Here is a 24,619-nt window from a genome sequence, read left to right as displayed (position 1 = left end):
GTGTCTTTGTTTTTGTAGTCGTATTTGCTGTAACCCAGCTCTTCGTCCAGTTCTGCCTCAAGTCCGTTTTCCATAAACTCCGCTATGGTTTCCTTGAACAGATTTTGAAAAGATCTCTCTAATCATCGTAAAGCTTTTATCGATCCCCAAAATTATAATAATATTATTAAACGTTAAATGTAAAGAACTGAAACACCGATGAATAATCCAATTGAAAATAAGTAAACGTATGGATAAACAAAGTTCATTATTTTAACAGCAAAAGATCATCATACAAACTAAATTTAAAGATTCTTGTTAATATAGTTATAATCAACGAAAAAGAGAACGGAAAATATACCATAAAATCAATACGATTATGATAATCGGTAGCAAACTCGTTAAAAAACTAATCATTGAGTTAAAAATAACATAGCGCATTTGCCAAATTGTAACTGCAATGATGATTAGAAGTATTACAAACAAAATACGAAAAATAGCTCTCCATCTAATGTTTGAAATGAAAATTAATGCTGATCTTCGTCTATATCGCCTATCTAAACGTCTGCGTTGCCGTTCTAATTCTTGTAGCTCTTGCTCATATGGGTCGTTTTGCGAAAGAGTTTCAGGTTGTTGTGTTTGTGGAGGCACTTCCACCGTAGGAATATCGCCTCCACTGTTCGGAGTTCCTGAAAATTGTGAAAAAAAGTCAGTGCCAGATGGTGTAGCTTTATTGTTTTGAGGAAGACTTTCTGATGTTGCAGGTGCTACTTCAGGAATTTTACTTTTTGAAGAATCCGTCACATGAGCATTAAAGAAAGCTTGACGCAGATCATCATAAGGGTTTTCAGATTTTACATGATTTTGATGATTTTCTTTTGTAGCTTTAACTGGTGCCTGCATGTATCCATCATTAAGTAAATTTTTTTCGAGAAGGGTACTATTATAAACCCTTCCGCCGCAAAACGGGCAACTAGATCGTTTGTTTTGAAAAATATATTTGCAATCATCACATATATAAGCCATTTAAATACCTCTCTAAAATATAAAATGATTCGCCAGTATAGGAATCGCATGGTTGCTCCCATATATCAGACAGCCATCTCCTAAAGATGTTAGTTCCTCTGGATTAATTATAGCCTGCTGAACCTCTCTCTGTGCTGAGCCGTATCCGTGTGATGAAAAAATATGAAAAGGCTCTATGTGTGTTTCATTATGCTGTTCTGATACTTGGCGATAGTAATTACCAATCCCATCTGAAAATGGTGCGGCAGCTAAAGTGCTGGAACAAGAAAATACAAATATCTCTTGTGTTTGAGTAAAAAACGAGGACAGCGCAGTATTATTTGAAAAACTATTATTAGTAGTTGAACCAGCGCCAATAACACTTGAGATATCCTCGGATAATATACCGGTGGAATATGGTAAGTCAGAATGCTCATTTAAAAATAGCTTTTGAAATTCAGGGCTTTCGCTAATTGTAATATTACTTGTTACAAGCAAGTATGGTATGTTTCGATCGTTTAAAGACTTAAATTCAGCAGCTAAATAATCAAGAGTTTCTTTTCTGCTTCCTGGCACATATATGCTGATTAAATTTCTAGACAGTACTGTATCAATAATACTCAACTGGCTGTGCTTTGAAAAACCTTTATATTTCCATAAGCATTTTTCTAAAGCAAGTGAAAACGATCTTACTGCGTTAAATACTCTTTGCTGAGCCTCAGGAGCAGAAAGTCTTCGTGTTAAATTATCAAACTGCTGGGCTGGAAGGTAAGCAAGGATATTTCTATTCAACTCCGTGAAAGACATACTTGTTATTTCATACAGTAAATCAAGGTTATAAGGATAGTTGCCAAAAGCGTTGCTGTTTTTTGTGAATTGATAACTAATGATTTCAAGGTAGTCAGCCAAAACGGAACGAACAGATTGCACCTCAGCGAGAGTACGACTATCATGAGGAATAGGAGCAATTACATCAAGAACATCGCTCGAAGATAATCCATATAGTGGATCGTAAAATGAATTTTGGCTTCCATGGCTGTTTGCTAAATACATTTGAGGAGCAACTCTTCTTTGACGAATTGCGGGGTTGATTGTATATAATTCGGATAATCTTGACTCAAAGTTAGAATCGTTGTGAATTAATACGATACCCTTGGAACCGATGTTCCTGCTGATTTCATACAATCCAATAAGATCTCGTTGATTTTTATATCCGCCAAATGCTCCAAAACTATCATTTGAAGATCTTGGAGAAATAGCTTCGTGAACAGAAAGACGCTGAATATTATTTACTTGTCTATAATGATTAATGTGTGCCATATTTTTTCTCCTCAATCTAAATCATGCTAATGTACGTTAATATCGATCCTCTTCAAAGAAAAAGAAAAACGGATCTGGTTGAGACGCTAACCCAACAACGGCTTGACCTACTTGTAAATTTTGTATGTGCCAGTGTTCGACTGTTCTTCCATCTCGTTCACGATCGATAGGCGTATTGCTTCCGTTCTCATATCTATAGGCCACAATGTTTGGACCGAACAACTGAGAAACATATTCTCTGGAGTCGTAATCATTTGTTTTCAGAGCAATTACCGACCCGAAACCACCAAGAATTACATGTCCAGCATCTTTACCATATGTAGAATAAATCTGTCCCACACTCTGAAGCCCCGCAACTACAGATACTTTTTTGCTTCGCCCGAAATTAAGTGCATCTTCCAAGTGAGATACTTTGGGAAGAAGTTTTAATTCATCAAGAAAAATATGAGTATGTCCGTTTGAATTTGTGCTTAATGCTTCTTTTAAGGCTAAATCGACAAGAAGTCTGTAAATAGGAATCATTGTTTCGCCTAAAGACATATCATACAATACAAAAATTGTTTTTCCCTGTTTTGAACGAATTGCATGTCGAATGGAAAATGATGGATTGGCACGAGAGGGTTTTTGATAGAAAACCCCTTGGAAACAATCGTATAACATGCTTCTTAATTCACCGAACACGCCAAGTGCCTGATTATTGGTTCCATCGCCAATATAAGATATCAAGCCATGCATATCTGGGTATATTTTGAAATATTGTACAAATTGAGAAGGTGATTTACGCAAAAGAAAAGAAACAAAATCGTAATTGTTTAACTGATCTTTCCATTTTAAAGGGTTATCTCTATTTCTACGTATGAAATATATAATCATATTTGCAAAAATATCTCTTGCGGCATTTGCAAAAAATGGTTGTGTTTTTGAACCTCTGTCTTTGAAAAGCACATTAGCAATTTCTCGTGCGTTTGCTTCGTAATCTACTGGAAGTGGACCATCAGCTAAAACTTCTTCAAATATATTCCAAGTTACACTCTCGTTACGATATCTGCTATCATTTCCTATAACATAATCACCAGGTTCTCGAAAATTGCTGTGCGTTATATAATCTCCTTTTGTGTCAAATATCAAGCTTACTCCTGTGCGACCCTCGGATCTGTTCCAGTTGAGTACTTGAGCAACAATTTGGTTCATTACATTTGTTTTCCCGCTTCCCGCACCGCCAAGAAGCAAAATGTTTTTAAATACAGAAGGCTCATCAATGGCAAATATATTACCATTTGATTGACTTCTGAAAAATAGGCGTGGTTCATTTTCGGTTCTGTGATACGTGCTGTTGTTAATAGAAGAACCATATAAATTGTTTTCGCTATTTACACTCATATATGTTTCCTTTCTTACTCAGAATAGCCTGATTCATTACTAGCAGTGGAATCAACATCAGAGGAGGAAACGGAATCTGTACCAAGACTATCATCCAAGCCATCTGAAATATACGATTGTTCAGTACTGCCATAGTCACTAGTTGTATCTGAGTACGAAAATCCATCATCTTGTTCAGGAGTTGCGTTATCAAATGTGAAGTTATCGAATCCATCATCATTTAATGTTTCGTCAGAAGAATAGGTTGTATCAAATTCTTCGCTGCCATCTTCGTATGAAGGAGTTTCTGCTGTATTGGCAGTAGTAGTTTCTGTAGTGCTTGAATCCAAAAGCCCGTCATCTAACTGGTAAGCGATGCTGGCTTCGTGATCTGTGTGTGAAAGTCCATCATCCAATTGTACTTCTGTTTCTGAATTTTCGGAATCAGGCTGTATAGTTTGAGTGCTGCTCACGGTTGAAACGTCTGCGGATGAATGGATGCCATAATCATCACATAAATTATTGATCGCATCATAACTTTCGGACGTGTTAGTACGAGAAATACCATTTTCTCTGTCATTTATAACAGTTTGCAAAGTTTGTTCAATGTTTGGGTCATTGTAATTTTGTGACGCATCAATCAGCGCGGCTTGAAATGAGTCGGCTTTGATAGAAGCGATATACTCACTGCGCTCAGGATCCATGTGCCCGACTTCTTTCTCGTAGTTTGACAGTGCCTCCAATGTTCTTATTTGTCCATTCGCATATGCTTCTTTTTCTATTCCTTGAATTCGATACAAATCACCATCCATTTCTGGACTTATATATGTTGAAGGCATTCTTCCTGATTGTTCTTGAATACCGTGAGTTCCTTCGTGAAAAACAGTGTCTAATGTATTCCAACCTGGAGCAAGTACATCAGTTCTAATTGATTGTACATTGCCGTAGGAATCTTTATAATCAGTGCAAAATTGACCGTCCTGTAATAAGTACGAATTGAGACATATGGTATTGCCATTTTGCCAACCATAGCAAGCGCCATTCATAGGTTGGTATGTGATTGTGCATGGATGAACATTATTTTCTGCGGCATATCTGTTTTCGACTTCTTGACATGCATTTAATCGCTGAGAAAAGGATAAGGATTTCCATGTATCCGAACTAAATAAGGCAGTTAATTGAGATTGAGAATAATTTTCATAATTAGTGTTGTAGATACCCATATAATCACCTTCGCAGTATTAATGCCTTACCATTTAATGGGTCTTTAATATATGCATCCATAAGAATGATTGCGTCCCAATAACTACAATTTTGACGAAGAGCCTGGATTAAATATAACGAAAATTCTCCATATTGAAAATCGATTCGCTCTCCAGATTTAACCAACGCTTCGATAGCAATAGCAAGCCTTTCATCAATGGATGTCAAATATTCGTTTGCGTGATTATGCACACTTTGTGCATGCCATGCGGGGTGCTCTTTTGCAAGAAAGAGTTCTAATTCTTGATTAGTTATATTTGTAATCATTTTAACCTCCATATTTGATGACTTAAAGTCTAAAAATATATTTTTATTATAACATATGGTATAATAAAATGCAATATTAGACATCATTAAATGTCATAATACGTCAATTTACAATATTAAAATATGGTTATTTTGCATGAAACTTCATAAATCCTCTTGAGAAACTACACGAACAATGATATAATTTTATTGTATAAAATTGTATATATAGATTGATTCGGAGGTAAATATGGAAAAAATATTGCCCAAGAATTAGTGGTTTTAAGAGCTAGAAAATCATGGATTCAAAAGCAACTGGCAGAGAAAATAGGTGCTTCACAAAGGACAGTCGTTGCATGGGAATCTGGAGCATCTATTCCTCGCAAAACTACACAGGTAAATATAGCTAAAGTGTTTGGACTATCTGAAGATTATTTTTTTAATGTAGAAAACAATGTCCCTGATGAACGAAAAGAATTTTCGGACAATCTATCGTTGAAAGAACTTAAAAAATAATTATTTGAAGAAATAGAAATAATAAGCAAGGAGAAAGATATTATGGCGAAACCAGTAATTGGACTAGATTTTGGAAATTACAATTCCTTTACATGTTATATTTCAGATTTTGATGAAGGAACAAAAATGGGAGGGATTGTCCATGATTTACTTCCACAAGGATTGAATGACGGTATACCTAGCGTATTCTTTTATTCTAAAAAAATTGGAACTTTATGTGGAGAAGATGCTGTAAGAAATCGTGCGAAACCAGTGGAGAACAGAGTACGTTATCTTAAGCGTCATTTGGGAGAAAGAATGACATTAGATGGCGGAGATATAACTATTCCATATGATGCGGCTATTACAGAAGTAATACAACATTGTGTGCGAAAAGCAAATGAACAACTAAAATCGGGATATCAGGTTACAACGAATTTGATTTCGTTATCTTACCCCGCAACTTATACCTTTGCTCAGCGTCAAAGATTAATTGAGTTGGCAGAAAAGGCCACTTTAGCTGATGGCACAAAAGTAGAGGTTTATGGAACGATTGCAGAGCCTGCTGCAGCAGCATTGGACTATCTTGCTGAATTTTCAAAAAGTACTAAAGAGACAACCATTCTTGTATATGACTTGGGTGGTGGGACTTTTGACCTTGCTTTAGTTTCCGCATATCCTGCAGGGAAACGTAATAGTTCTGGTGATTTATATTATTATGACATTATTAATACAAGAGGCCTTGCTAAAGTCGGTGGATCAGAGTTTGATGAGATAATGTTTAACTTGTTGGCAAAAAAATTCAATGTTCCTTTGAAACCAGCACATAAGAGCACTCTTCGTACTCTGGCTGAAACTGTAAAGATTGACTTAAGCTCTGACACATATGCCGAGCCCGAATTAGTTTATAATGACGACTACTTGTCAGCCCAAGTTACAAGAAGCGAATTTGAAACTGCGTCTAAAGATTTGTTAATGAAAACTATCGAGGCAACAAAAGAAATTCTTAATGATCATCCTAATCAGCAGCCAGAGTTCATACTTTTGACGGGTGGCGCTAGTCAGATGCCAATGGTTCAGAGAGAACTGGAGGCACAGATTCCTAATTTTAAAGGAAAAATCGTGTATTTTCGCCCAAGCCGTGCAATTGCATATGGTGCGGCACGTTTCGGTACTTTTGAGAATGATCCAGATATACACAGGGTTCAAAAGAGAACCGCATACGACCTTGGAATAAGGTTCTATAGATCAGAATATGATGAAAAAGGTCATATTTCAACATATATAAAAGCTGGAACTCCTATACCTTATACAGGAGATTACAAACATTCCTGTACGCTTCTTGATAATCAGAGATATTCTCAATTTAGAGTTTATGAGTCTGTAAATTCCCATCCTGATAAAGAGAGAGTTTTTGAGGATTATAAAGAGATTATGTCTGTAACACTTGATCATGGAGCCGAGGTCCCAAAAGGAACAAAAAGTGAAACACGTTTGTGTGTTGATAAATTAGGGATACTTACTATTGAAGCACGTGAGGTGGATAAACCTGGTAAACCACCGATTAAAAATACTATTGAGTTAAAAAATCTTAGCTGATTTTGAAGAGGTATTGATATGAATGGAGAAAAAAAGTATGTATTAGGATGTGACATTGGAAATGGGTACGGGTACGTATCATTGCTTATGAATGAAGATGAAGATCCGATTTCTTTATTTCCACATAAGTATGGGCTTGATGGGATTGGTATGCCGACTGCAGCATACGTCGCTCCTCCTGAAGGAAAAGAAATAATAGTTTTTAAGGATGGTAAGACAGCTGAAGCAATTTATAAGAGTAATCCTGCACAAATGGTACGTGCTATAAAAACGCGATTTAAAGAGAATACCATAAAAATTCCAAATGTTGAGCAACCGGTGGAAACTGGAGAAATATACTCGGCAATTACGAGAGATTTAATATATTTGGCTGAAGAGCAGTTAAAGAATAAGAATATAAAGCCCGTGTATGACGTCGTATTCACATTCCCAGCGGCATTTGCAGACAATGTTGCTCTTTTGGAAATGATGCAAAAAAATATCGAAAAAATTAAAATTAATGGAAACAAAATTAATGTGTTGGGAAGATTGCCAGAACCCGCAGCAGTAGCAATTGACTACCTACATTATATGCAGCATGTTGCACCAAAAGAAATTCGTATAACAGAGAAAAAATTTACAGTCTTAGTATATGATTTGGGCCATGGAACTTTTGACACCGCTGTTGTCACTGCACAGGATGAAGGAACACCGTATGTTCTTCATTCTAAGGCTGGTTTGCCTGAAATCGGTGGTAAAAATTTTGATGAGGTTTTATATCAGGAGTTAATTAATGTGCTTGAGGAACAATATGGTTATTCACCCAAAAATGAAAGACAGCGAGAAATTGTTAGAGAGGAAGCAGTTAAGGTGAAAATCGGATTAAGCACTAATGAAACCGTATCTGCATCTGTCATAAATGAAGATGAGTATTGCGAAGTTGAAATAACAAAAGAGCGATTTGAAGAACTTACAGAGCATTTGTTAATTCAAACATTGGAGCTTGTTCAAAGTGTGTTGGATGAATCATCGTCAGCAGGAATTAAAATTGATGCGATTGTTCTATCCGGTGGTGCTAGTCAGATGCCAATGGTATTGAATGGATTGAAGGAATTAGTTGAAGATGAGTATCCGGTTGCTCTTTATAGACCGAGTGAAGCAGTATCATTTGGAGCAGCACGTTTTGCTTATGGAATTCCGAGATCTGTACCGGCACCTAGACCTTTACCTGCGCCAAAACTAGATCCCGGTTCTTCTAAAGTCAATAAGGCTAGAACAACAAAAGCACCTGACGAAAAGAAGGTTAGCACAGAATCTGGAAAAACGAATCAAATAATGGAGCAGTTGACGGACTGTTGTTATGGATTATGGATGCCTTCAGAAGATAACCTGGAAGGTGAAGTTGAGTTTATGATTCAAAGTGGAAGCCCCCGTCCGACAACTTCGAATAGGGTCGAGTTTTTTACTGCTTCACCTAGAGTAGTAGTGAAAGTGTATCGTTCAAAAGAAAAAAACAGAAATCTGAAATCTGCGACTATTGGAGAATGTGATTCAATTTTATGGGTTCCATTCGATGTGATTCCTGGGAAGAAATATGGACTTTCAATTACTGTATTAGAAAACTATGGTATTGAGGTTGAACTTCGTGCTGAAACTGGCGAAACTGTTAGAAAGACAACATCAGACTTCTTATCTAAGATTATATAATAAAGGAGGACAAGTAAATATGGCTAATAATCAAAAAAAGCGTGCTACTGCGTGGGAAATTTACCAAAATGGTTATCAATCAAATTTTTGGGGCGGAAGTAGAAGTGACAGTAAAAGGTTTTTTATAGAATTTAGAAATGCTGTGATTTATGAGATAAGAACGACAGGACATTGTAAGTTATTGGATAGAATTCTTGAGAAAGGCACTGGAACATTGGATGTAGTTGTTTGTGCAGCTTTAGTGGATATTAATAACGGCTTTGAAAACAACACGTTAACAGATGTAGAAAAAGATCCACGATATAAGAACTTTATACCTCATGTTTGTAACAACATGGGAAGAGAGATTCAATGGTCTGATTGTGAACTCAATAGGGATTTTATGCATATAGAGGAACTTTATGAAATTATTCACAATACAAGGGAAATCCTTAGAATGTATTATGCACATACTAGCGAAGTGGAGAATGATGCTGTAACTAGCACGGAGAAGAAGGAAAAAAAGAAAAACGGGGATGTTGTTGAACATGCTAATGAACAGGCAGAAAAGATAATATCAAAGGCTAAGGCAGAAGCAGAGAGAATTACAAATGACGCAAATGCAGAGGCAAGTAGAATAATCGAAGAAGCTAAAGCAAGAGCCAAGGAAATTGATGATAGCGTAACCAAGCAGGTGAGTGAGACGGCAAGGAACCAGGCGAAAAAATTAGTTTCACGCTATCTGACGGAAGAACAGAAATCATATAAGTCAGAGCTAAACGATGAAATGCGAAAATTCACAGATGCTTATATTGAAAATTCAAACAGAGCCATGACAGTTCATACAGAAATGTGTGATGTAACGAATGCAGTTCAGGCAAGATGGATACAAGCGTTAGATGATACAATAAGCAAAATGAATGATGTTAAATCTGATTTTTATTCACATTTACATGATTGGCAGATTTCCCTGTTTCCGAAGGAAATCAAACCTTTGTCAGAGAGATTCCTTGAGTTATACAGAATAATAAATGTGGATAAACTGCTCCGCGAAGAGATTCTTTTTAAACCATTATCTGTTGAAATGAGTGATGATCTGACAGATAAAAAAGTTGATGAAAACGGTGATTCAGAGATCCGAATCGCGGGGTTGCAGAAATTGAATAAGACTTTGACCACGTTTTTACGTAGATTTGAATTATCATTAAATGGACTGGATTTATATGTCTTTTATCCTAATCCTGGTGATGAATTCGATGAGACTTGGCACATTCCAGATGATGAAGATGAAGAGTATGGAGGTAAACTTATTAAAGAATGTGTTGTTCCAGGTATTGCAAAGAAAGCTAGTGATGACCTTGGAGATGATGTTCTGATACCAGCGGTTGTTAAAGTAGAAATGGAGAGCTGACTATGAGTATTACAAAATATGAAGCTGCTTCACTGTATGATTATATTCAGCAAAAACATTCGTCTATAAAAGATTATCTTATTATTGATTTGGATGATAGTTCATGTGGATATTGTGTTTGTAATGGGAAAACGGATATTCGTTTAGATAAAAGTTGGCAGGAAAATAGTGAGAATTTATGGTCAGTTGTGAATGAAGCGTTAAATAAAATGATTTCGAACTCACATAGGCTTAATATTGAAGCAGAAATCGAAGGACAATTGGCTTCTGCAAATAAAGCATTTCGCAATTATTTCTTGTCAGGAAAGTCTTTAAATGCCGAGGCGTTTTCTTTTTCAAACATAACAATTTCATGCGCAGAATTAGATGAGAAGTTAACTGTTCTAAAAGAAAAAATAGCAAAATTGCTTTCACATGCAATCGCTTTGGTGTCAGCAGATAAAATGATAGATACAAATATTATCATCTTGGGAAAGGCTCAAGAGATGTATTTAGCAATGTATTACATACGTGAAAAATTATCATATGATCCAATGTTGCCGGATGAACGATTTAGAAATGATGAATTAGTCGACTCTTATACAGATATTGTTGAAAAGGGAATGCTGTTATATAACGCTATGACTAATTTGAAACACACATACTCACTCTTAGCGTTCAATCCAGAGTCCAATTCTTTTGATGCAATTTATACAGTTTCAAAAGAAAATGCAAAATCTAACGTTGCTGAATTAGTTTTTTCTGAACCAGTGCTATTGTGTGATGATGATAAATTATCCATTAGGGCAGACGATACAATCATAAATATTTCATTGCCGTATTCTATTGCTCCGGCAAGAAGTGATCTGATAGATGTGGCAATTGGACTTAAGGATAATGAGGATACATTGTTTATTCGCAGATGCAGATTTCCAACGAGAATTTACAATGTAAAACTCTCGTGAAAGTGAATAAGTGAATATATAATACGTTGTGAGGATAAGGTGTAAGGAATGAGTACAGATAATCGACAATTACTGAGAAAACAGTTGGAGCAGCAAGCAAAATTGTTTGAAACTAGTAAAAATAATACGGAATTAATAGTAGCTACTTTATCAACCTGCGCTTCATTGCTCCGAGCGGTGGAAAGCAGCATGCCGAAAACAATCTCACAATCTGAATTTGACAGTATTTTTGCTGGATACTTGGGAATTACAGGTAGGGTTGATAGCTTTTTTAAGAAGAATACCGGATACTTGGATTTGGAAGAATCAGATACTTTGCAAACAGTGTTGGCATCATTAAGAAACGCTGAGACCAGAAAAAAAGAGCTGGATGAGAAAATTCAGAATGCAGAGAAAGAGAATGCAGATGTTAATAGTGACATTAGAAATGCAGAGCATTTGTTGAAGGCAGAAGAAGAAAAATATAGTTCATTAATTGAAAAAGAAAAAGGACTAAAGGCAAAATTAAAGGATATCAAAAAGAAAATTGAATTGTTGGAAACTGATTTAAAAAAGGTAACCAATGATATTGAAAATCTTGAACCTAATATTGAAAGGCTCATAAAGGAAGTTAATACTGCAAAAGAAACATATGAAGAAATGGTTGCATATTATTCAGAATATCAAAGAATCCAAGATGGGATTAAAGAAGAAGGATATGTTGATATGGAAAGCTTCCATAAGAAAGTGGATTCTATGAATAATACTGGGGAACGCCTGATGGCAGAATATGATTCTTTGTTAAAAAATCTTATCAGTGATATAGAAGCTTTACAGGCTAAAATTGAAAAGAGAAGAAAACCAGGTATGGTTGGGTAAGCATATGGATATAAGACTTTATGATATTAAAGATGGTATTACAAAACTTGGCCCGGATTTAAGATTTGGAATATGGACCCAAGGCTGTATAAGACATTGCCATGGTTGCATGACTCCAGACAGTCAGCCGTTAGATAAAGGATATTTAATGGCTGTTGAAGAGCTTGCTTCAAAAATTATTTTATCCGGAAGAACAGAAATAACTGTTAGTGGTGGAGAGCCATTTTTGCAGGCAAAACAATTAACAAAGCTAATAGAAATAATCCGAAAAGAGATTGATTTAGGAGTTATTATTTATACTGGATTTACATATGAGGAACTCGTACAGAGTAGTAATGACGATTTCCTAAAATTATTAGATAAATGCGATTTGCTTGTTGATGGTGCATATGATGAATCTCTGAATGATGGTAAAAATTTGCGGGGATCTTCAAATCAGAGAGCAATACCATTGACTGAAAGGTATAAAGAGTTTTCAAGGGAATACGGAACAAAACCAGCGGAGGTTGAATTCTTCTTTCAAGAAGAAAAAGTTAGTATGGTTGGTGTGCCATCTGCAGAGGTTTTGGAAAGGTTTAAGAATACTATTTTCTAAATAACGGAGGTAATTATAAAATGAGCCATTATGAAACTCCAGAGCAAAGACAGATTAGAGAGCTGCGAAATAAAATTTCATCGATGACAAGCCAAGCAAATTATCAAGCTTCTCAGAATAGTACTTTGAGAAGAGAACTTGATGTGGTTAGAAGACAGCAGCAAGCTGAGAATGCGCGACTATTACAACAGATGCAGCAACAGCAAGACGCCGCTCGAAGAGATCGCACTCAGTTGAGTGCAACTATTAGAGAACTTGATAATCAAGTTAAGGAGAGAGAGAGGCTTCAGCAACAAAGAATAAATGCAATGCAAAGTCAGCATGAAGCACAAATCCACCAACTTGAAACTGAATTTCAAGCAGAGCATCAAGGGTTAAAAGATGAAATAAGACAAACACGCAGTGAGATGCAAAGAGGATTAACTCAGCTTAGAACAGAAACAGATCAGAAACTTCAACGACAAAGAGAAGAATTGCAGAGAAATATCAGCACCGTTAGTGCTAGGGTGGAAGGTCAGATTAGTGCTGTGGATCAAAAAGTAAATTCTTTGGCACAGCAGATTGCTACAAGAGACCAGGGCGATAGAGAACTTGCAGAATACTGGGCACAGGAAGCAGCTAGGATGTTGAATCAGATAAGAGAATCTTTCAGAGAACAATTATTGAATCAGAAGCGAGTTTCCGTTCTTGAAAGAAAAATTAGGCAAGCAAATGACGATATCAGTGGTGGTCAATATCAATCTTCTATCACTTCTGGCAGAGACGCATTTTTCGATGCTTTAGATATGAAAGAAGAACTTGTGGTTGCCGAACTTGAGTGGAATTACTGGTACAACGCTGTAAAATCTAGAGAATCACAGTTACTTCAAGAGCTTGAGTCAGCTGAAAATAGAGTATATGAAATCGATACCCCCGATGGAGTTCTTGAATATAGTAATGGCATTGATTATTGGACATTTGGTCAGCTTTCTATTTTGGGAAATCAGATAGCTGATTTACGCAGTAGTATTCAAAATGTAAATTTCATGACTAGAACTGAACTTCAAACGGAGGAAGAACAGTTGCGTGCTTTGCAGGAACAGCTTGCTCTTATAGAAAATGCTGCCCATATCAATGTTGCTATGTCAGTTTCAAGATACGAAACTGCAGCTAAAATAGGAAATATTTTAGACTCAAATTATGAAATGATTGATTCAGATGGTGAGTTTTTTGGACGTGAAGATAGAGAAGAATATCATGCAATCTTCCAAAACCCTAATACAGGTGATCAAGTTGCGGTAGTTATCACTCCAATACCAGATGAAGCTGGAATTGTTACTAATCATATAGAACTCATCGTGGGTAATGCTGATAATAATCCAGTGACTAGGGATAGAATTGCACGAGAAGTTGCGGAGAAGTTGAGACTTTCAGGAGTAGAAGGTTGTTCTTTTCCTTGTGCTAGAAGATTTGGCGATGCAACTTCACAAGAGGTAGCGAGAGTCGGTAATATTGCTGCTGTTGAAGGCGGTGATGAAAAGGCAAGAGCAACACTGCCAGAAGGCACAAGTAATACGGATGGTGTGGCATCTCGTGTAAGAAGAAACTAAGAAAGTTAAAAGGTGAATTGTATGGGAAGTAATTATTTTACACCTGAAAATTCGTGGAGACATTTGTTTTTTGTTACAGGATTAACTGCAGATGAATTTTATACAGATGGCGGATTGAAGTTGAATATTGAACAACTTACATACTTGGAATTGAAAAAGAGTGGCTATGAAAGAATCGTATTTTATGATAAGGATAATAAGCTTTATTGTTATGATGCTGATTCGTTTGCGCTTTTAAGAGTAAATGGTAATAATCGCAAAGCTGGAACTGTTGAAGTTGAGAACAGTACTACCTTAGTTAGGCAGAACAGGGGATTAAAACGTGGAAGACATGCACACGCAGTATCTTCCGACGCTAGTTCTCATAGCTCGAGTAGTACAAATGTATCTACTTTAGATGTGGTGCAAACAAGTGGTGAGAAAAACTGGGATAGAAGTCTTAAAACTGGTATTTTAATAAAAACTGGTGGAAATGGACCACTCCATCTCGGAATGAGGGATACAACATTTGTTAAGCGCCAAATAGATGCATACATGCATGATGCATTGATAAAAACCGCCGTGGTGATAAATGATCCGACTGCCTTCGGCGAAGAGTTTGGTCAAGATCCATTGCACTCGTTAACTGCTGGGTATGAGAGAATGGGAACCGAGAATGAAAATATTATTGTGTTCCTTTATACAGATGGAAACTTAGCGAATTTTTATAAGGTTAATCAATTTGCAAGTGAAGATAAGGATGCAAATATTATTAATATTGAGTGCCCTAATACTGCAGAGCTGAAGAATATGCTTATGTATTTAAGATGTCAGTGTGACTTGAAAATTCGTATGAAAGATTTAGATAATCTTGCAATTTCTTTACGTCAAGCCATGTCACTTAGTGAGCATCAAATTCGAATTAAAGAAGTTTTCATTAGACTTAAAGCGTTTGGAACAAATAAATTACTGACACCAGATTTGTGTTATGAGTTAGTCGGTGTTAAAAAACCAGATTCAGCGAAAGATCAGTTGTCCAATATGATTGGAATGCAGTCTGTGAAAGATGCACTAGAAGCTTATGATATTGGAAATAAACCGTCAACAGCAAATCTTAAATATTTGACAGCATCTAGATTGAGCCCCAATCTTCCGAAACCGAAAAAAAAGGATGAAATGATTCATTTTGTGCTTACAGGTAATTCAGGTACAGGTAAAACGACTGTAGCAAAACTCATAGGACAAATGTTTTATGAAATGGGGTACTTGGAATCTGGTCATCTAGTCGAAGTGGATCGAGCTCAATTGGTTGCTGAGCATATTGGAGGAACTGCGGTTAAAACAACAGAGTGTATACAAAAGGCTATGGGTGGAGTGCTGTTTATTGATGAGGCATACACACTCAAAAGAAGCAATGATAATGGTCGAGACTTCGGACAAGAAGCAATTGATACATTGCTGAAGGCGATGGATCAATATAAAGGAAAGTTTATTGTTGTTGCAGCTGGATATCCCAAAGAGATGGATACCTTTATTAATTCAAATCCAGGTCTTCAGAGAAGATTTACAGAAAAAATACATATTGAAGACTATACTGCTGAAGAAATGTACAAGATATTGCTTTTTCATGCGAAAAAAAATTCAGTTAGGTTTTCAGATGAGTTATTACAAAAACTTCCAAATTTCTGTGAGAATTGGGTCAACTTAGCGGATGAGAACTGGGGAAATGCCGGAGAGGCCGTAAAGTTAATTGAACACATGATCAGAAGTTGGAAAAAAGATTCCAATGCAAAATCTGTTGTTGAAGATGATCAAACTGTTGGAATACTAGAGGAAAGTCACATCCCCGAAAATCTTCTTGATAATTTAAGACCAGTGGAAGATATGCGTGCCGAAACTCTGGAAAGACTGAATGCAATGACCGGATTAGAGGAAGTCAAACAAACGGTTAAAAAACTAAGACGCCGTATGATTGCTGGAGATATGAAGATTCCTGGTCATTATCTGTTTACCGGAAATCCAGGTACAGGAAAAACTACAGTCGCTCGTTACATGGGGCAGATTCTTAGAAATCTTGGACTTTTGAAGAGAGGACATTTGATTGAGTATACTGCATCTGATTTGATGTCAGAAGTTTTTAATCAGAAGAACCACGGTGATTTTTCACAGGTTGCTAAACGTGCCTTTGGCGGTGTTTTGTTTATTGACGAAGCATACGAATTAGAAAAAGATACTACTGGTCGTGGTGCCCCAATTCTGGCGGCTCTATTACCATTTATGGAGAATAATAGATACGACATTAGTATTATTATGGCTGGTTATGAAGACGAAATGGATGAGCTTCTAAGAACAAATCCCGGATTTAATGGACGATTCACAGAAACCATACATTTTGAAAATTATAATGGTGCAGAGCTGTGCTCTATTCTATTAGAAATGTTGAAGGACAAAGGCATTAATGCTGATGATGATTTTAAGGAAAATGCACTTCGGGCATTGACGCGTTATGTAGAAATACATGGAAAAGATGAAGACTTTTCAAATGCTCGTTATGTGCGTAACGTATTTCTTCCTGGAGCATTGGATGCTCAGACGAATAGATTAATAGAAACATTTGGCGAAGATTTTTCTCATGATTTGAAAAAAAATCTGACAGGAAAGGACATACCTGTAAATTTAATTAGATTTACAAAAACTCCTCTTCCTGTTCCTGATAACCGCAGTGCTTCAGAAAAATTAGATGACCTTATTGGGTATGACAAAATAAAAGAAGAACTACGTAAACTTCTAAAAGCTGCAGAATTCAATAAAAATAACGAGCTTGGCGTAAGTAATATGCCAGAACGTTTACACTGGGTACTGGAGGGGAATCCTGGAACAGGAAAGACAACGATTGCAAAACTTATTGGCCAAGTTTATAAAGAATGTGGAATCTTAACCAATGGTAGAACACATAAAGTAACTCGATCTGATCTGGTTGCAGAGTATGAGGGTCAGACAGCAGTTAAAACTAGAAGATGGATTAACAGAGCTCAAGGCGGTGTTCTTTTCATTGACGAAGCGTATTCATTGACAAAATCAGAAGGAACTCGTGGAGGATTTGGAAGCGAAGCTATTGACGAATTGGTCGAAGCAATGGAAGACTTAAATGGGGAATTTGCTGTAATCTGTGCGGGGTATCCTTCGGATATGGAAGATTTTCTTAGAAGTAATGAAGGACTTTCGAGTAGAATGAAAAAATTTGTACTGGAAGACTATAAGCCTTCTGAATTAGTACAAATATTTTTACTTAAATGTAAAGAACAAAAAGTCAAAATAGATGGCGAGTTAAAAACAAAATTAGAAGTTTTTTTTGATAATAAAAAACGCAAGACTGTTTCAACGTGGGGAAATGGACGTGAGGTTGAAAATCTTTTACGAGATATGCTCCATAACTGGATGGAAAATCCACTGTATGAAACTAGCGCAGATGGAACACAGATTAGAGTTCTCAACGAAAATCATGTACCAAAAGATCAACGAAGATTCCTAAAGGGTAAATTACACAAAGAAGAGACTCCTACTTCTGCTATGGATGAAATTGATAAGTTGATTGGATTTGAGGATGTCAAAACCAGATTGCGAGAATTAATAGCTTTAAAAAATACTGCCATAGCATATGACAGAGAAGATCTCTTAGAGGATCTTAATTTCCATTGGGTGCTTCGTGGAAATCCAGGAACAGGGAAAACAACTGTTGCTAAATTAATCGGAAAAGTATATAGAGAATTAGGGTTGTTATCTCGCGGGCATACAGTAGAGGTGACGAGAGCGGAATTGGTTGCTGAGTACGAGGGTCAAACAGCGGTTAAAACAAAAAAATGTGTTGAAAGAGCAATGGGTGGAATCTTATTCATAGATGAAGCTTATTCTTTGAAGAGGGTTGGTTCTATGAGTGATGTGTTTGGACAAGAAGCTATCGATACTTTACTTGAACGAATGAGTGCTCTAAATGGTGAATTCGCAGTTATAGCTGCGGGATATCCCAAAGAAATGGATAGGTTCTTGGACTCTAATCCGGGCTTTCAATCACGCTTTGGCGAGGATTTTCTTTTAAAAGATTATACATCCGAAGAACTAACGAAGATATTTGAAATAAAATGTAATAGTAAGAAGTTTTTCTTGGATAAAGAAACAAGGCACCTAATTGCAAAGATATTTGAAAACATGATCAATGCAAAATTGAAGAATTGGGCAAATGGTCGTGTTGCTGAAAATCTTGAAAGAGACATGCGAAAAGCCTGGGCAAAAAATCCTAAGGTGAAACAAGATTCTGATTCAAGTGAAATGATAAGCTATTATACAAAAGATCACATTCCTGATCGATATAAGAAATATATTTCAAGAGAAGATCGTAGTGAAAAAGAAGAAGAATCGGAAAAAGCACAAGGAGAAAAAGCACAGGCATCTTTTTCTCCGATTCCAGTGAATAAACTTGTCGTGCCAAAGAAAGAATTCCATTATGAAGAGGCATACTTGGATCAGGTGGATAGTGTTGTATTTATTCGAACTTCAACAGAAGATGGTACTTCGAGTGGCAGTGGCTCTATCATTACTAGTGACGGACATATATTAACCTGTAGTCATGTGATTTCAGGAAAAGAAAATATTCAAGTGAGATTACAAAACAGGAAAAATGCAGATGTGCGTACTACTTGGGAAGATGCTGATGTAGTCTGGGAAGATACAGATTTAGATGCGGCCATTTTGAAAATTCGTGACGGAAAATATGATGCATTACCTTTGCGAACTTTGCAGACCGGAACATTTACAGGAGAAGCAATATATCTTTGGGGATATCCTTTTGGAGGCAGACTAAGTGATAACTTAGATGAGTTGCAACCAAGTTTGTTCCAGGGATACATATCGTCCATTCAAACTAAAAATGGAATTGAACGAATAAATACGAACATGGAAGCAAAAAGGGGCTGTTCCGGAGGACCCGTTTTCTCCAAAAAAGACGGCTGTATTGTAGGGATTCTTTGTGGCTCTCAAACTGTTGGTGATGAGGGGTTGATTGAAGAGATAAATTATGTTTTACCTGTTAAATACTTGTTCGGAAAAGTATTTAAATAATTGAAACTAAGGCTAATGCGATTAATTGTCATAATGATGATTTTTCGCATTGGCAAATAAAAAACAGTATCATGGAGGATATTAATGAGTGAAGTAATAAGATGTCCCGTATGCGGAAAAGAAAAAAAACAAATATCACTTTCAGATTTTGACTGTGAGTACTGTGGATTTAATAATGTTTTTGTCAAACTATTTGCTAGTGAGAAATCATATGAAATTTGGAGAGAAAGCGTTTCTGAAGCCGTTCAAAATTTGATTAGAAAAAGACGAAGTTTGTTGTCAGATTCTCATTGCCTAAGAGTAGGAAACGGAACAATCGCATTTCTGGAAAACGAAAAGAAAAAAATTTATATTGCACTTAGTGGTGGCAAAGTTCAAATTGAAGATGATGCTGTTGAGTTCGATTCCAGCGAACGTAATTACGCTGTTGTATATAAGAATGGTAAAGTAAAAGTATTTGGAAGTGACAATGAATTTGGACAAAAGAACACGGAAACTTGGACTGATATAAATTATGTACTTACAGCTCCAAACTGTACATATGGAGTGACTCGCAAAGGCACAATTGTTTATGCTGGATCTCCTGCAGATTCATCAATTCTAAAATGGAGTAATGTGAGAACTTTAAAATCATATGAAGAATTTATAGTGGGAATTCTTAATGACGGAAGTGTAGTTTTGCCTGAAAATTTACCGATGACTACAGAATTGAAGAACGCTGAAAAATGGGGACATATAAAGGATGTGGAAGTGTTCAGAGATGGTATTGTTGGCTTGAGAAATGATGGAACTGTATTTTTCCTTGGAAAAGAGGATGATCCTAAAAATGAGTGCATGTCTTGGCAAGATATAATTTCCATCGAAGCAGATAATACTTATATTTACGGATTGTCAAAAAATGGGAAAATTTTTGTAGCGGGAAACTGTAAAAAAATATTAGATAAAGGAAGAAAAGATTCCGCACTTTGGAATAATATCATGTTGATTTCTTGCAATAAAGCGGGAATCGGGGCAGTGGATGAAGAAGGAAAGTTTTTATTTGCTGGAACTATTTCTGGAGATAAGGCAAAAATAGTTGAGGCTTGCAATAATTATACAAGTGTATTGATACAAGGAGCGTAGCATGACAATAAATAGAAAAGACAATATAGTTTGTCGAAAAATTCATGGATCGTATTTTTTGATCGATATTTCAGACAACTATTCCGGTGATAAATGCTCTTTGTATGAAGTAAATCAAACCGGAATGTTTATTTGGAATAATATTGATGGTAATAAAACAATTTTTGATTTATCGCAACTTTTGAAGGATGCAATAATAGACGATATTGATATTGAGATACTACATAACGATGTCTCTGAGTTCGTTTCAACATTGATTCAAAAGAACTTTTTGGAGGTGTAGCTTATGGACGATTTGTTCTCTGAAAAAATAAAAATGCAAGTATTAGATTTTGCAACAGATAAGAGAAGTCTATGGGAAAAAAATCATCAGTTGTATTCTGTGATTTTTGAAATCACGCCAAAATGCAATTTTAATTGTGTTCATTGCTATTTACATGACCACCATGCAGCCGAGGAACTTTCGTATAGTGACATTATAAGAATAATCGATGTTTTATATGAAAAAGAAGTGTTATTTCTCACGCTAACAGGTGGAGATGTATTTACAAGAAGTGACTTTTTGGACATATATTTATATGCAAAAAAGAAAGGGTTCATTGTTGAAATCTATACAAATGGTGCTTTGATTAATGATGAAATAATCAAAGTATTTTCTAAGTACCCCCCCATTATTAGTAGATATATCTTTATATGGTGCATGTGAAGAAACATACAGAAAAGTTACCGGCGTAAATGGTGCTTTTGACAAGATAATTAATAACATAAAAAAATTGCTAGATGCCGGAATACGTGTATCAGTTAAGGCCACGGTTTTAAACTTATATTATTTGGAATTGGAAAAGATTAAAGAGATTGCTAATACATTCGACATACCTTTTCGTACTGGATTTGAAATCTTTCCATCTATTGATAATGATAGTTCTGTTCAACAGTATGCAGTGTCTCAGAGGGATTCTTTAAAATATGAATTTGAAGAGTTTGACAAACATCCTCGAACATTTGGTGAGGAGTCAGATGTTGAGATAGTTAATTTGCTGGAGGAGAGACCGTTATTTCGCTGTAAACTCGGACGAGCAAGCTGTGCGATTGATTTTGAGGGGAATATGTGTCCATGTATGTCTTTTAGACATGCAGGGAAACCTTTGACACTCGAAAATTTTGACGACATATGGAATAGTTTTAGTCAATATCCTAAAATGAAGGCATCTGAAAATTATAGATGCTTGCGTTGTGAAGCCTATGATTTCTGTGATATTTGCCCAGCAATGATGCAGTTTGTTCACGATGATTTGGAATACGTGGATGAACATTTCTGCAAAAGTGCTAAAGCAAGGTATGATCATTATATAAACCAAATCAAATTTTCAGAAATTGTATCAAAACATAATTTGTAATTTTGAACTATATGAGATTATCCAAATAATCTTCATATAAATAACAAGGAAGGAGAAATAGCTATGACTTACGAAAAACCGCAAGTAAAGAAAGTTGAAGCTGATGTTGCAGTGCGCAATATGGCTGATGACAAAGGCGAATGCCATGGTGGACATTGTGTTCGTTGCATTCATGCATTTGGATAATTAGTAATTGAAATCACTCGTGCATGAATCTCTGACGAAGGTGTGTCCGTAGCGAAAATACGGCGCACCTTCATCATTCAATTCCTGATATTGCATTTGAATTAGGTAATAAAATGGCAGAAGGAGAATTAAAGATGATTTATGTAACAGGGGATACTCATGGAAATCAATATAAATGGATAGAACAAATTGATACTGTACTTAATGCAGAGGATACAATATTGGTGTGTGGCGATTTTGGTATTGGTTTTTGGAATGGACGATACTGGTCCGAAGAGATGTTCTTTGATTATTTGAGTGAACAAAAATATACAATCTTATTTGTTGATGGAAATCATGAGAACTTTGAGAAGTTAAATAGTTATCCTGAAGATATGTGGTCAGGTGGGAGAGTGCACAAGATTCGAAATAATGTTATTCATTTGATTAGAGGAGAGACCTATTGTATTGAAGATAATTTGTTTTTTGTCATGGGGGTGGGTACTCTATCGATAAATCTTCTCGCACAGAAGGAGTTTCTTGGTGGCCGCAAGAAATGCCATCAGAGGAAGAATACAACAATGCTAGAGAGAATCTAAAAAAAATAAACTTTCATGTTGATTATATTATTACGCATACAGCTCCATCTGAAACTGTATATTATCTGTCAACGTTACACAATTTAGGTATCAAAAATAATTGTACAGAAGAATTGGTGCTGACCACTTTTTTGGATGATATTCAACGTAATACATTATATAAACATTGGTACTTTGGCCACTTTCATACGGATTTGGATTTGTGGAGAAATCAAACAGCCATATTTAGCTCAATTAGAGATTTGAAGACTGGAAAGATAATTAAAATATGGGATCCATATGAGGGTAGCACTAAAAAGAGGGAGGAACGGTATGATTATAGATTTCATCAATGATTTAAGTTGCGTGCGTCAAGATGAGATATATGACTATCAGAGTATTCTTAGTGAGTTGAAGCAAAAAAATAATACTATCTTCTTTATGCCGGCTATTTCTTGGTACGGAGGAACTATCAATTTAATAGATAAAAATTGCGGAAATAATGGGGAGAATATGATTTGGCTTGTTCCAGCGGGACAAGCAGATTTCTTTTGGCTGAAAAGTGATTTGAAAAAAACAATCGAAAAATTTTATGTGTCTGATGATATAAAAACGATAACTGTTTCATGCTTTCCTGATATTGAAGCTGAAGAATTCAAAAAATGCATTTTATTAAATTCTATTAATCTTCAAAGTAATTCTGAGCATCTTATTTTAGAAGCAAATATTATCTTTGTTCGATTATCACTATCAAGCGGCAGAGATGCCTATGTTTTTATTTTATTGGATCATCAGGAGCAATGTTGGAAAAAAATCGTAGAATACTATAATATAGCATTGAGTTGGTTCGTTGATTCTGGGCGCGGAACAGAAGATTATTTTATAAGAACTAATTTATACAAGCTTATGCAAAGCACATCCTGTCGTGATATCCTGCCAATGCGGTATTTTAAAGGATTATATAATATGGGAGAAATGCCAGAAAACTTTAAATACCGTTATTCAATGCTTAAGCTGTTGGATGTGGATGGTTATGATAGGTGGAAAAATTTTTCTGCGGTCTACGATATAAATTGGAATGGATTTTAGTAGGTGACCGCATAGCGGTACATGACGATGAAAGACAGGAGTACATTAGGAAACATTGAGTTCGTAGCTGGAGTTGTATTTTACGATTTAATCTCTGTGATATGGTTTAAAAGCATATTATTCCGTTGCTTGCCAGGAATGACATATTATAATTCAAAGTTTATTTTGTGGGGATTATTAGTCTGTACAGCAATTCTTTCTACTATTCTATTTAGATATAAAAAAACAGAATGGACAAAAGCAGTGGCGGTCGTTATCCCGTATGGGGTATACACAGTTATTGCATACTACACTACCGTACCATTGATTGTTATAAGTACATTAGTTGTAGGAACTTTATTATCATTCATTTACATAGCTATAAATCTTACTAGAAAAATAAAGAATAAACGATATGCAAAACAAATTATAAAAAATAGAATTTATAGATGCTTATGTGTATCTAATTGCATCATTGGGATCGTTTTATTGATTATGATGTTGTCGTTGGGAATTAGAGGCATCTTTGGAACGACATTACAGAATGCGTCCGTAAAACCAAAGGCATATGAAATTAATTCTAGCCAGACTATTACAGAAAATATTGATACTATTGTTAGTTTAAAACCAAATTTCTGGGATAAGCTTGATGTGACAGAAAAACTGAATGTTATGCAGACAGTTGCTAATATTGAAGTGAGTTATTTGGGAATTCCGCATGAAATAAATGTTGGAACAGCGAATTTAAGGGAAAATACGGCTCAATCCCAAATTATGTGTAAACACGATACAGCAGTGTAAAAATAGAAATTAAAAGTATATTTTGAAACAGGCGGCAGCAGCCTTTGGCGTTGCCGCCTTAGTTAC

General features: G+C 35.8%; 23 protein-coding genes. 18 read left to right on the top strand and 5 right to left on the bottom strand.

Features of this window, described 5'->3' with window-relative positions; genetic code table 11:
- Nucleotides 1-312: 312 nt before the first annotated feature.
- The 5 genes from B5F08_RS12540 to B5F08_RS12520 are packed head-to-tail and all read right to left on the bottom strand — an operon-like array spanning nucleotide 313 to nucleotide 5,193.
- A complete protein-coding gene (locus tag B5F08_RS12540) occupies nucleotides 313-1,005 on the bottom strand; it encodes a hypothetical protein (RefSeq protein ID WP_087380143.1) in 693 nt (230 codons plus the stop codon).
- Nucleotides 1,006-1,017: 12 nt separating this feature from the next.
- Entirely contained in the window at nucleotides 1,018-2,304 is a 1,287-nt protein-coding gene (locus B5F08_RS12535) for a hypothetical protein (protein WP_087380140.1), read from the bottom strand.
- A 36-nt stretch (nucleotides 2,305-2,340) separates the two neighbouring features.
- The gene (locus tag B5F08_RS12530; protein ID WP_087380137.1) at nucleotides 2,341-3,684 is read right to left on the bottom strand and encodes a type IV secretory system conjugative DNA transfer family protein; all 1,344 of its coding nucleotides are present in this window, start codon (nucleotides 3,682-3,684) and stop codon (nucleotides 2,341-2,343) included.
- A gap of 14 nt (nucleotides 3,685-3,698) precedes the next feature.
- Nucleotides 3,699-4,886 (bottom strand): hypothetical protein, encoded by a 1,188-nt coding sequence (locus B5F08_RS12525; protein ID WP_087380134.1) that lies wholly within the window; start codon nucleotides 4,884-4,886, stop codon nucleotides 3,699-3,701.
- Nucleotides 4,887-4,890: 4 nt separating this feature from the next.
- Nucleotides 4,891-5,193 carry a hypothetical protein gene (locus tag B5F08_RS12520; RefSeq protein ID WP_087380131.1) on the bottom strand — a complete coding sequence of 101 codons (303 nt, stop codon included), beginning with the start codon at nucleotides 5,191-5,193 and terminating at the stop codon, nucleotides 4,891-4,893.
- Between the two features lie 255 nt (nucleotides 5,194-5,448).
- Here B5F08_RS12520 and B5F08_RS13785 point away from each other — a divergent pair, with 255 nt between their 5' ends.
- The 18 genes from B5F08_RS13785 (at nucleotide 5,449) to B5F08_RS12435 (ending at nucleotide 24,553) form a co-directional block, all read left to right on the top strand.
- Nucleotides 5,449-5,688, top strand: coding sequence for a helix-turn-helix domain-containing protein (locus B5F08_RS13785; protein ID WP_158096311.1), 240 nt, complete (start codon nucleotides 5,449-5,451; stop codon nucleotides 5,686-5,688).
- A 42-nt stretch (nucleotides 5,689-5,730) separates the two neighbouring features.
- On the top strand, nucleotides 5,731-7,266 hold the full coding sequence (locus B5F08_RS12510) for an Hsp70 family protein (protein WP_087380125.1): 1,536 nt from the start codon (nucleotides 5,731-5,733) through the stop codon (nucleotides 7,264-7,266).
- Between the two features lie 18 nt (nucleotides 7,267-7,284).
- On the top strand, nucleotides 7,285-8,952 hold the full coding sequence (locus B5F08_RS12505) for an Hsp70 family protein (RefSeq protein ID WP_087380122.1): 1,668 nt from the start codon (nucleotides 7,285-7,287) through the stop codon (nucleotides 8,950-8,952).
- A gap of 19 nt (nucleotides 8,953-8,971) precedes the next feature.
- Nucleotides 8,972-10,342 (top strand): hypothetical protein, encoded by a 1,371-nt coding sequence (locus B5F08_RS12500; protein WP_087380119.1) that lies wholly within the window; start codon nucleotides 8,972-8,974, stop codon nucleotides 10,340-10,342.
- A gap of 2 nt (nucleotides 10,343-10,344) precedes the next feature.
- A complete protein-coding gene (locus tag B5F08_RS12495) occupies nucleotides 10,345-11,286 on the top strand; it encodes a hypothetical protein (RefSeq protein WP_087380116.1) in 942 nt (313 codons plus the stop codon).
- Nucleotides 11,287-11,475: 189 nt separating this feature from the next.
- Nucleotides 11,476-12,144, top strand: coding sequence for a hypothetical protein (locus B5F08_RS12490; protein ID WP_143256427.1), 669 nt, complete (start codon nucleotides 11,476-11,478; stop codon nucleotides 12,142-12,144).
- Nucleotides 12,145-12,148: 4 nt separating this feature from the next.
- On the top strand, nucleotides 12,149-12,739 hold the full coding sequence (locus tag B5F08_RS12485; protein ID WP_087380110.1) for a 4Fe-4S single cluster domain-containing protein: 591 nt from the start codon (nucleotides 12,149-12,151) through the stop codon (nucleotides 12,737-12,739).
- Nucleotides 12,740-12,759: 20 nt separating this feature from the next.
- A complete protein-coding gene (locus B5F08_RS12480; protein WP_087380108.1) occupies nucleotides 12,760-14,328 on the top strand; it encodes a hypothetical protein in 1,569 nt (522 codons plus the stop codon).
- 21 nt (nucleotides 14,329-14,349) lie between these two features.
- Complete coding sequence (locus tag B5F08_RS12475) at nucleotides 14,350-19,422, top strand: AAA family ATPase (RefSeq protein WP_087380105.1); 5,073 nt, start codon at nucleotides 14,350-14,352, stop codon at nucleotides 19,420-19,422.
- An 84-nt stretch (nucleotides 19,423-19,506) separates the two neighbouring features.
- Entirely contained in the window at nucleotides 19,507-20,544 is a 1,038-nt protein-coding gene (locus B5F08_RS12470; protein ID WP_087380102.1) for a hypothetical protein, read from the top strand.
- A 1-nt stretch (nucleotide 20,545) separates the two neighbouring features.
- Complete coding sequence (locus tag B5F08_RS12465; protein WP_087380099.1) at nucleotides 20,546-20,827, top strand: PqqD family protein; 282 nt, start codon at nucleotides 20,546-20,548, stop codon at nucleotides 20,825-20,827.
- Between the two features lie 3 nt (nucleotides 20,828-20,830).
- The gene (locus B5F08_RS12460) at nucleotides 20,831-21,250 is read left to right on the top strand and encodes a radical SAM protein (RefSeq protein ID WP_087380096.1); all 420 of its coding nucleotides are present in this window, start codon (nucleotides 20,831-20,833) and stop codon (nucleotides 21,248-21,250) included.
- Nucleotides 21,251-21,374: 124 nt separating this feature from the next.
- Nucleotides 21,375-21,941, top strand: a complete 567-nt coding sequence (locus B5F08_RS12455) for a hypothetical protein (RefSeq protein ID WP_158096310.1) — start codon at nucleotides 21,375-21,377, stop codon at nucleotides 21,939-21,941.
- Nucleotides 21,942-22,004: 63 nt separating this feature from the next.
- Nucleotides 22,005-22,127 carry a hypothetical protein gene (locus B5F08_RS13655; protein ID WP_275532178.1) on the top strand — a complete coding sequence of 41 codons (123 nt, stop codon included), beginning with the start codon at nucleotides 22,005-22,007 and terminating at the stop codon, nucleotides 22,125-22,127.
- Nucleotides 22,128-22,261: 134 nt separating this feature from the next.
- On the top strand, nucleotides 22,262-22,705 hold the full coding sequence (locus tag B5F08_RS12450; protein WP_158096309.1) for a metallophosphoesterase: 444 nt from the start codon (nucleotides 22,262-22,264) through the stop codon (nucleotides 22,703-22,705).
- Nucleotides 22,663-23,040 carry a hypothetical protein gene (locus B5F08_RS12445; RefSeq protein ID WP_087380087.1) on the top strand — a complete coding sequence of 126 codons (378 nt, stop codon included), beginning with the start codon at nucleotides 22,663-22,665 and terminating at the stop codon, nucleotides 23,038-23,040. The genes B5F08_RS12450 and B5F08_RS12445 overlap by 43 nt, the downstream gene beginning before the upstream one ends.
- A complete protein-coding gene (locus B5F08_RS12440) occupies nucleotides 23,018-23,773 on the top strand; it encodes a hypothetical protein (RefSeq protein ID WP_087380084.1) in 756 nt (251 codons plus the stop codon). The genes B5F08_RS12445 and B5F08_RS12440 overlap by 23 nt, the downstream gene beginning before the upstream one ends.
- Nucleotides 23,774-23,800: 27 nt before the next feature.
- Entirely contained in the window at nucleotides 23,801-24,553 is a 753-nt protein-coding gene (locus B5F08_RS12435; protein WP_143256425.1) for a hypothetical protein, read from the top strand.
- Nucleotides 24,554-24,619: the final 66 nt, after the last annotated feature.

The organism is Anaeromassilibacillus sp. An172 (genome assembly GCF_002160515.1).
Lineage (GTDB): Bacteria > Bacillota > Clostridia > Oscillospirales > Acutalibacteraceae > Limousia > Limousia pullorum.
Note: the sequence above shows the minus strand (reverse complement) of the source record. Positions and strands in the feature narration are given on the sequence as shown.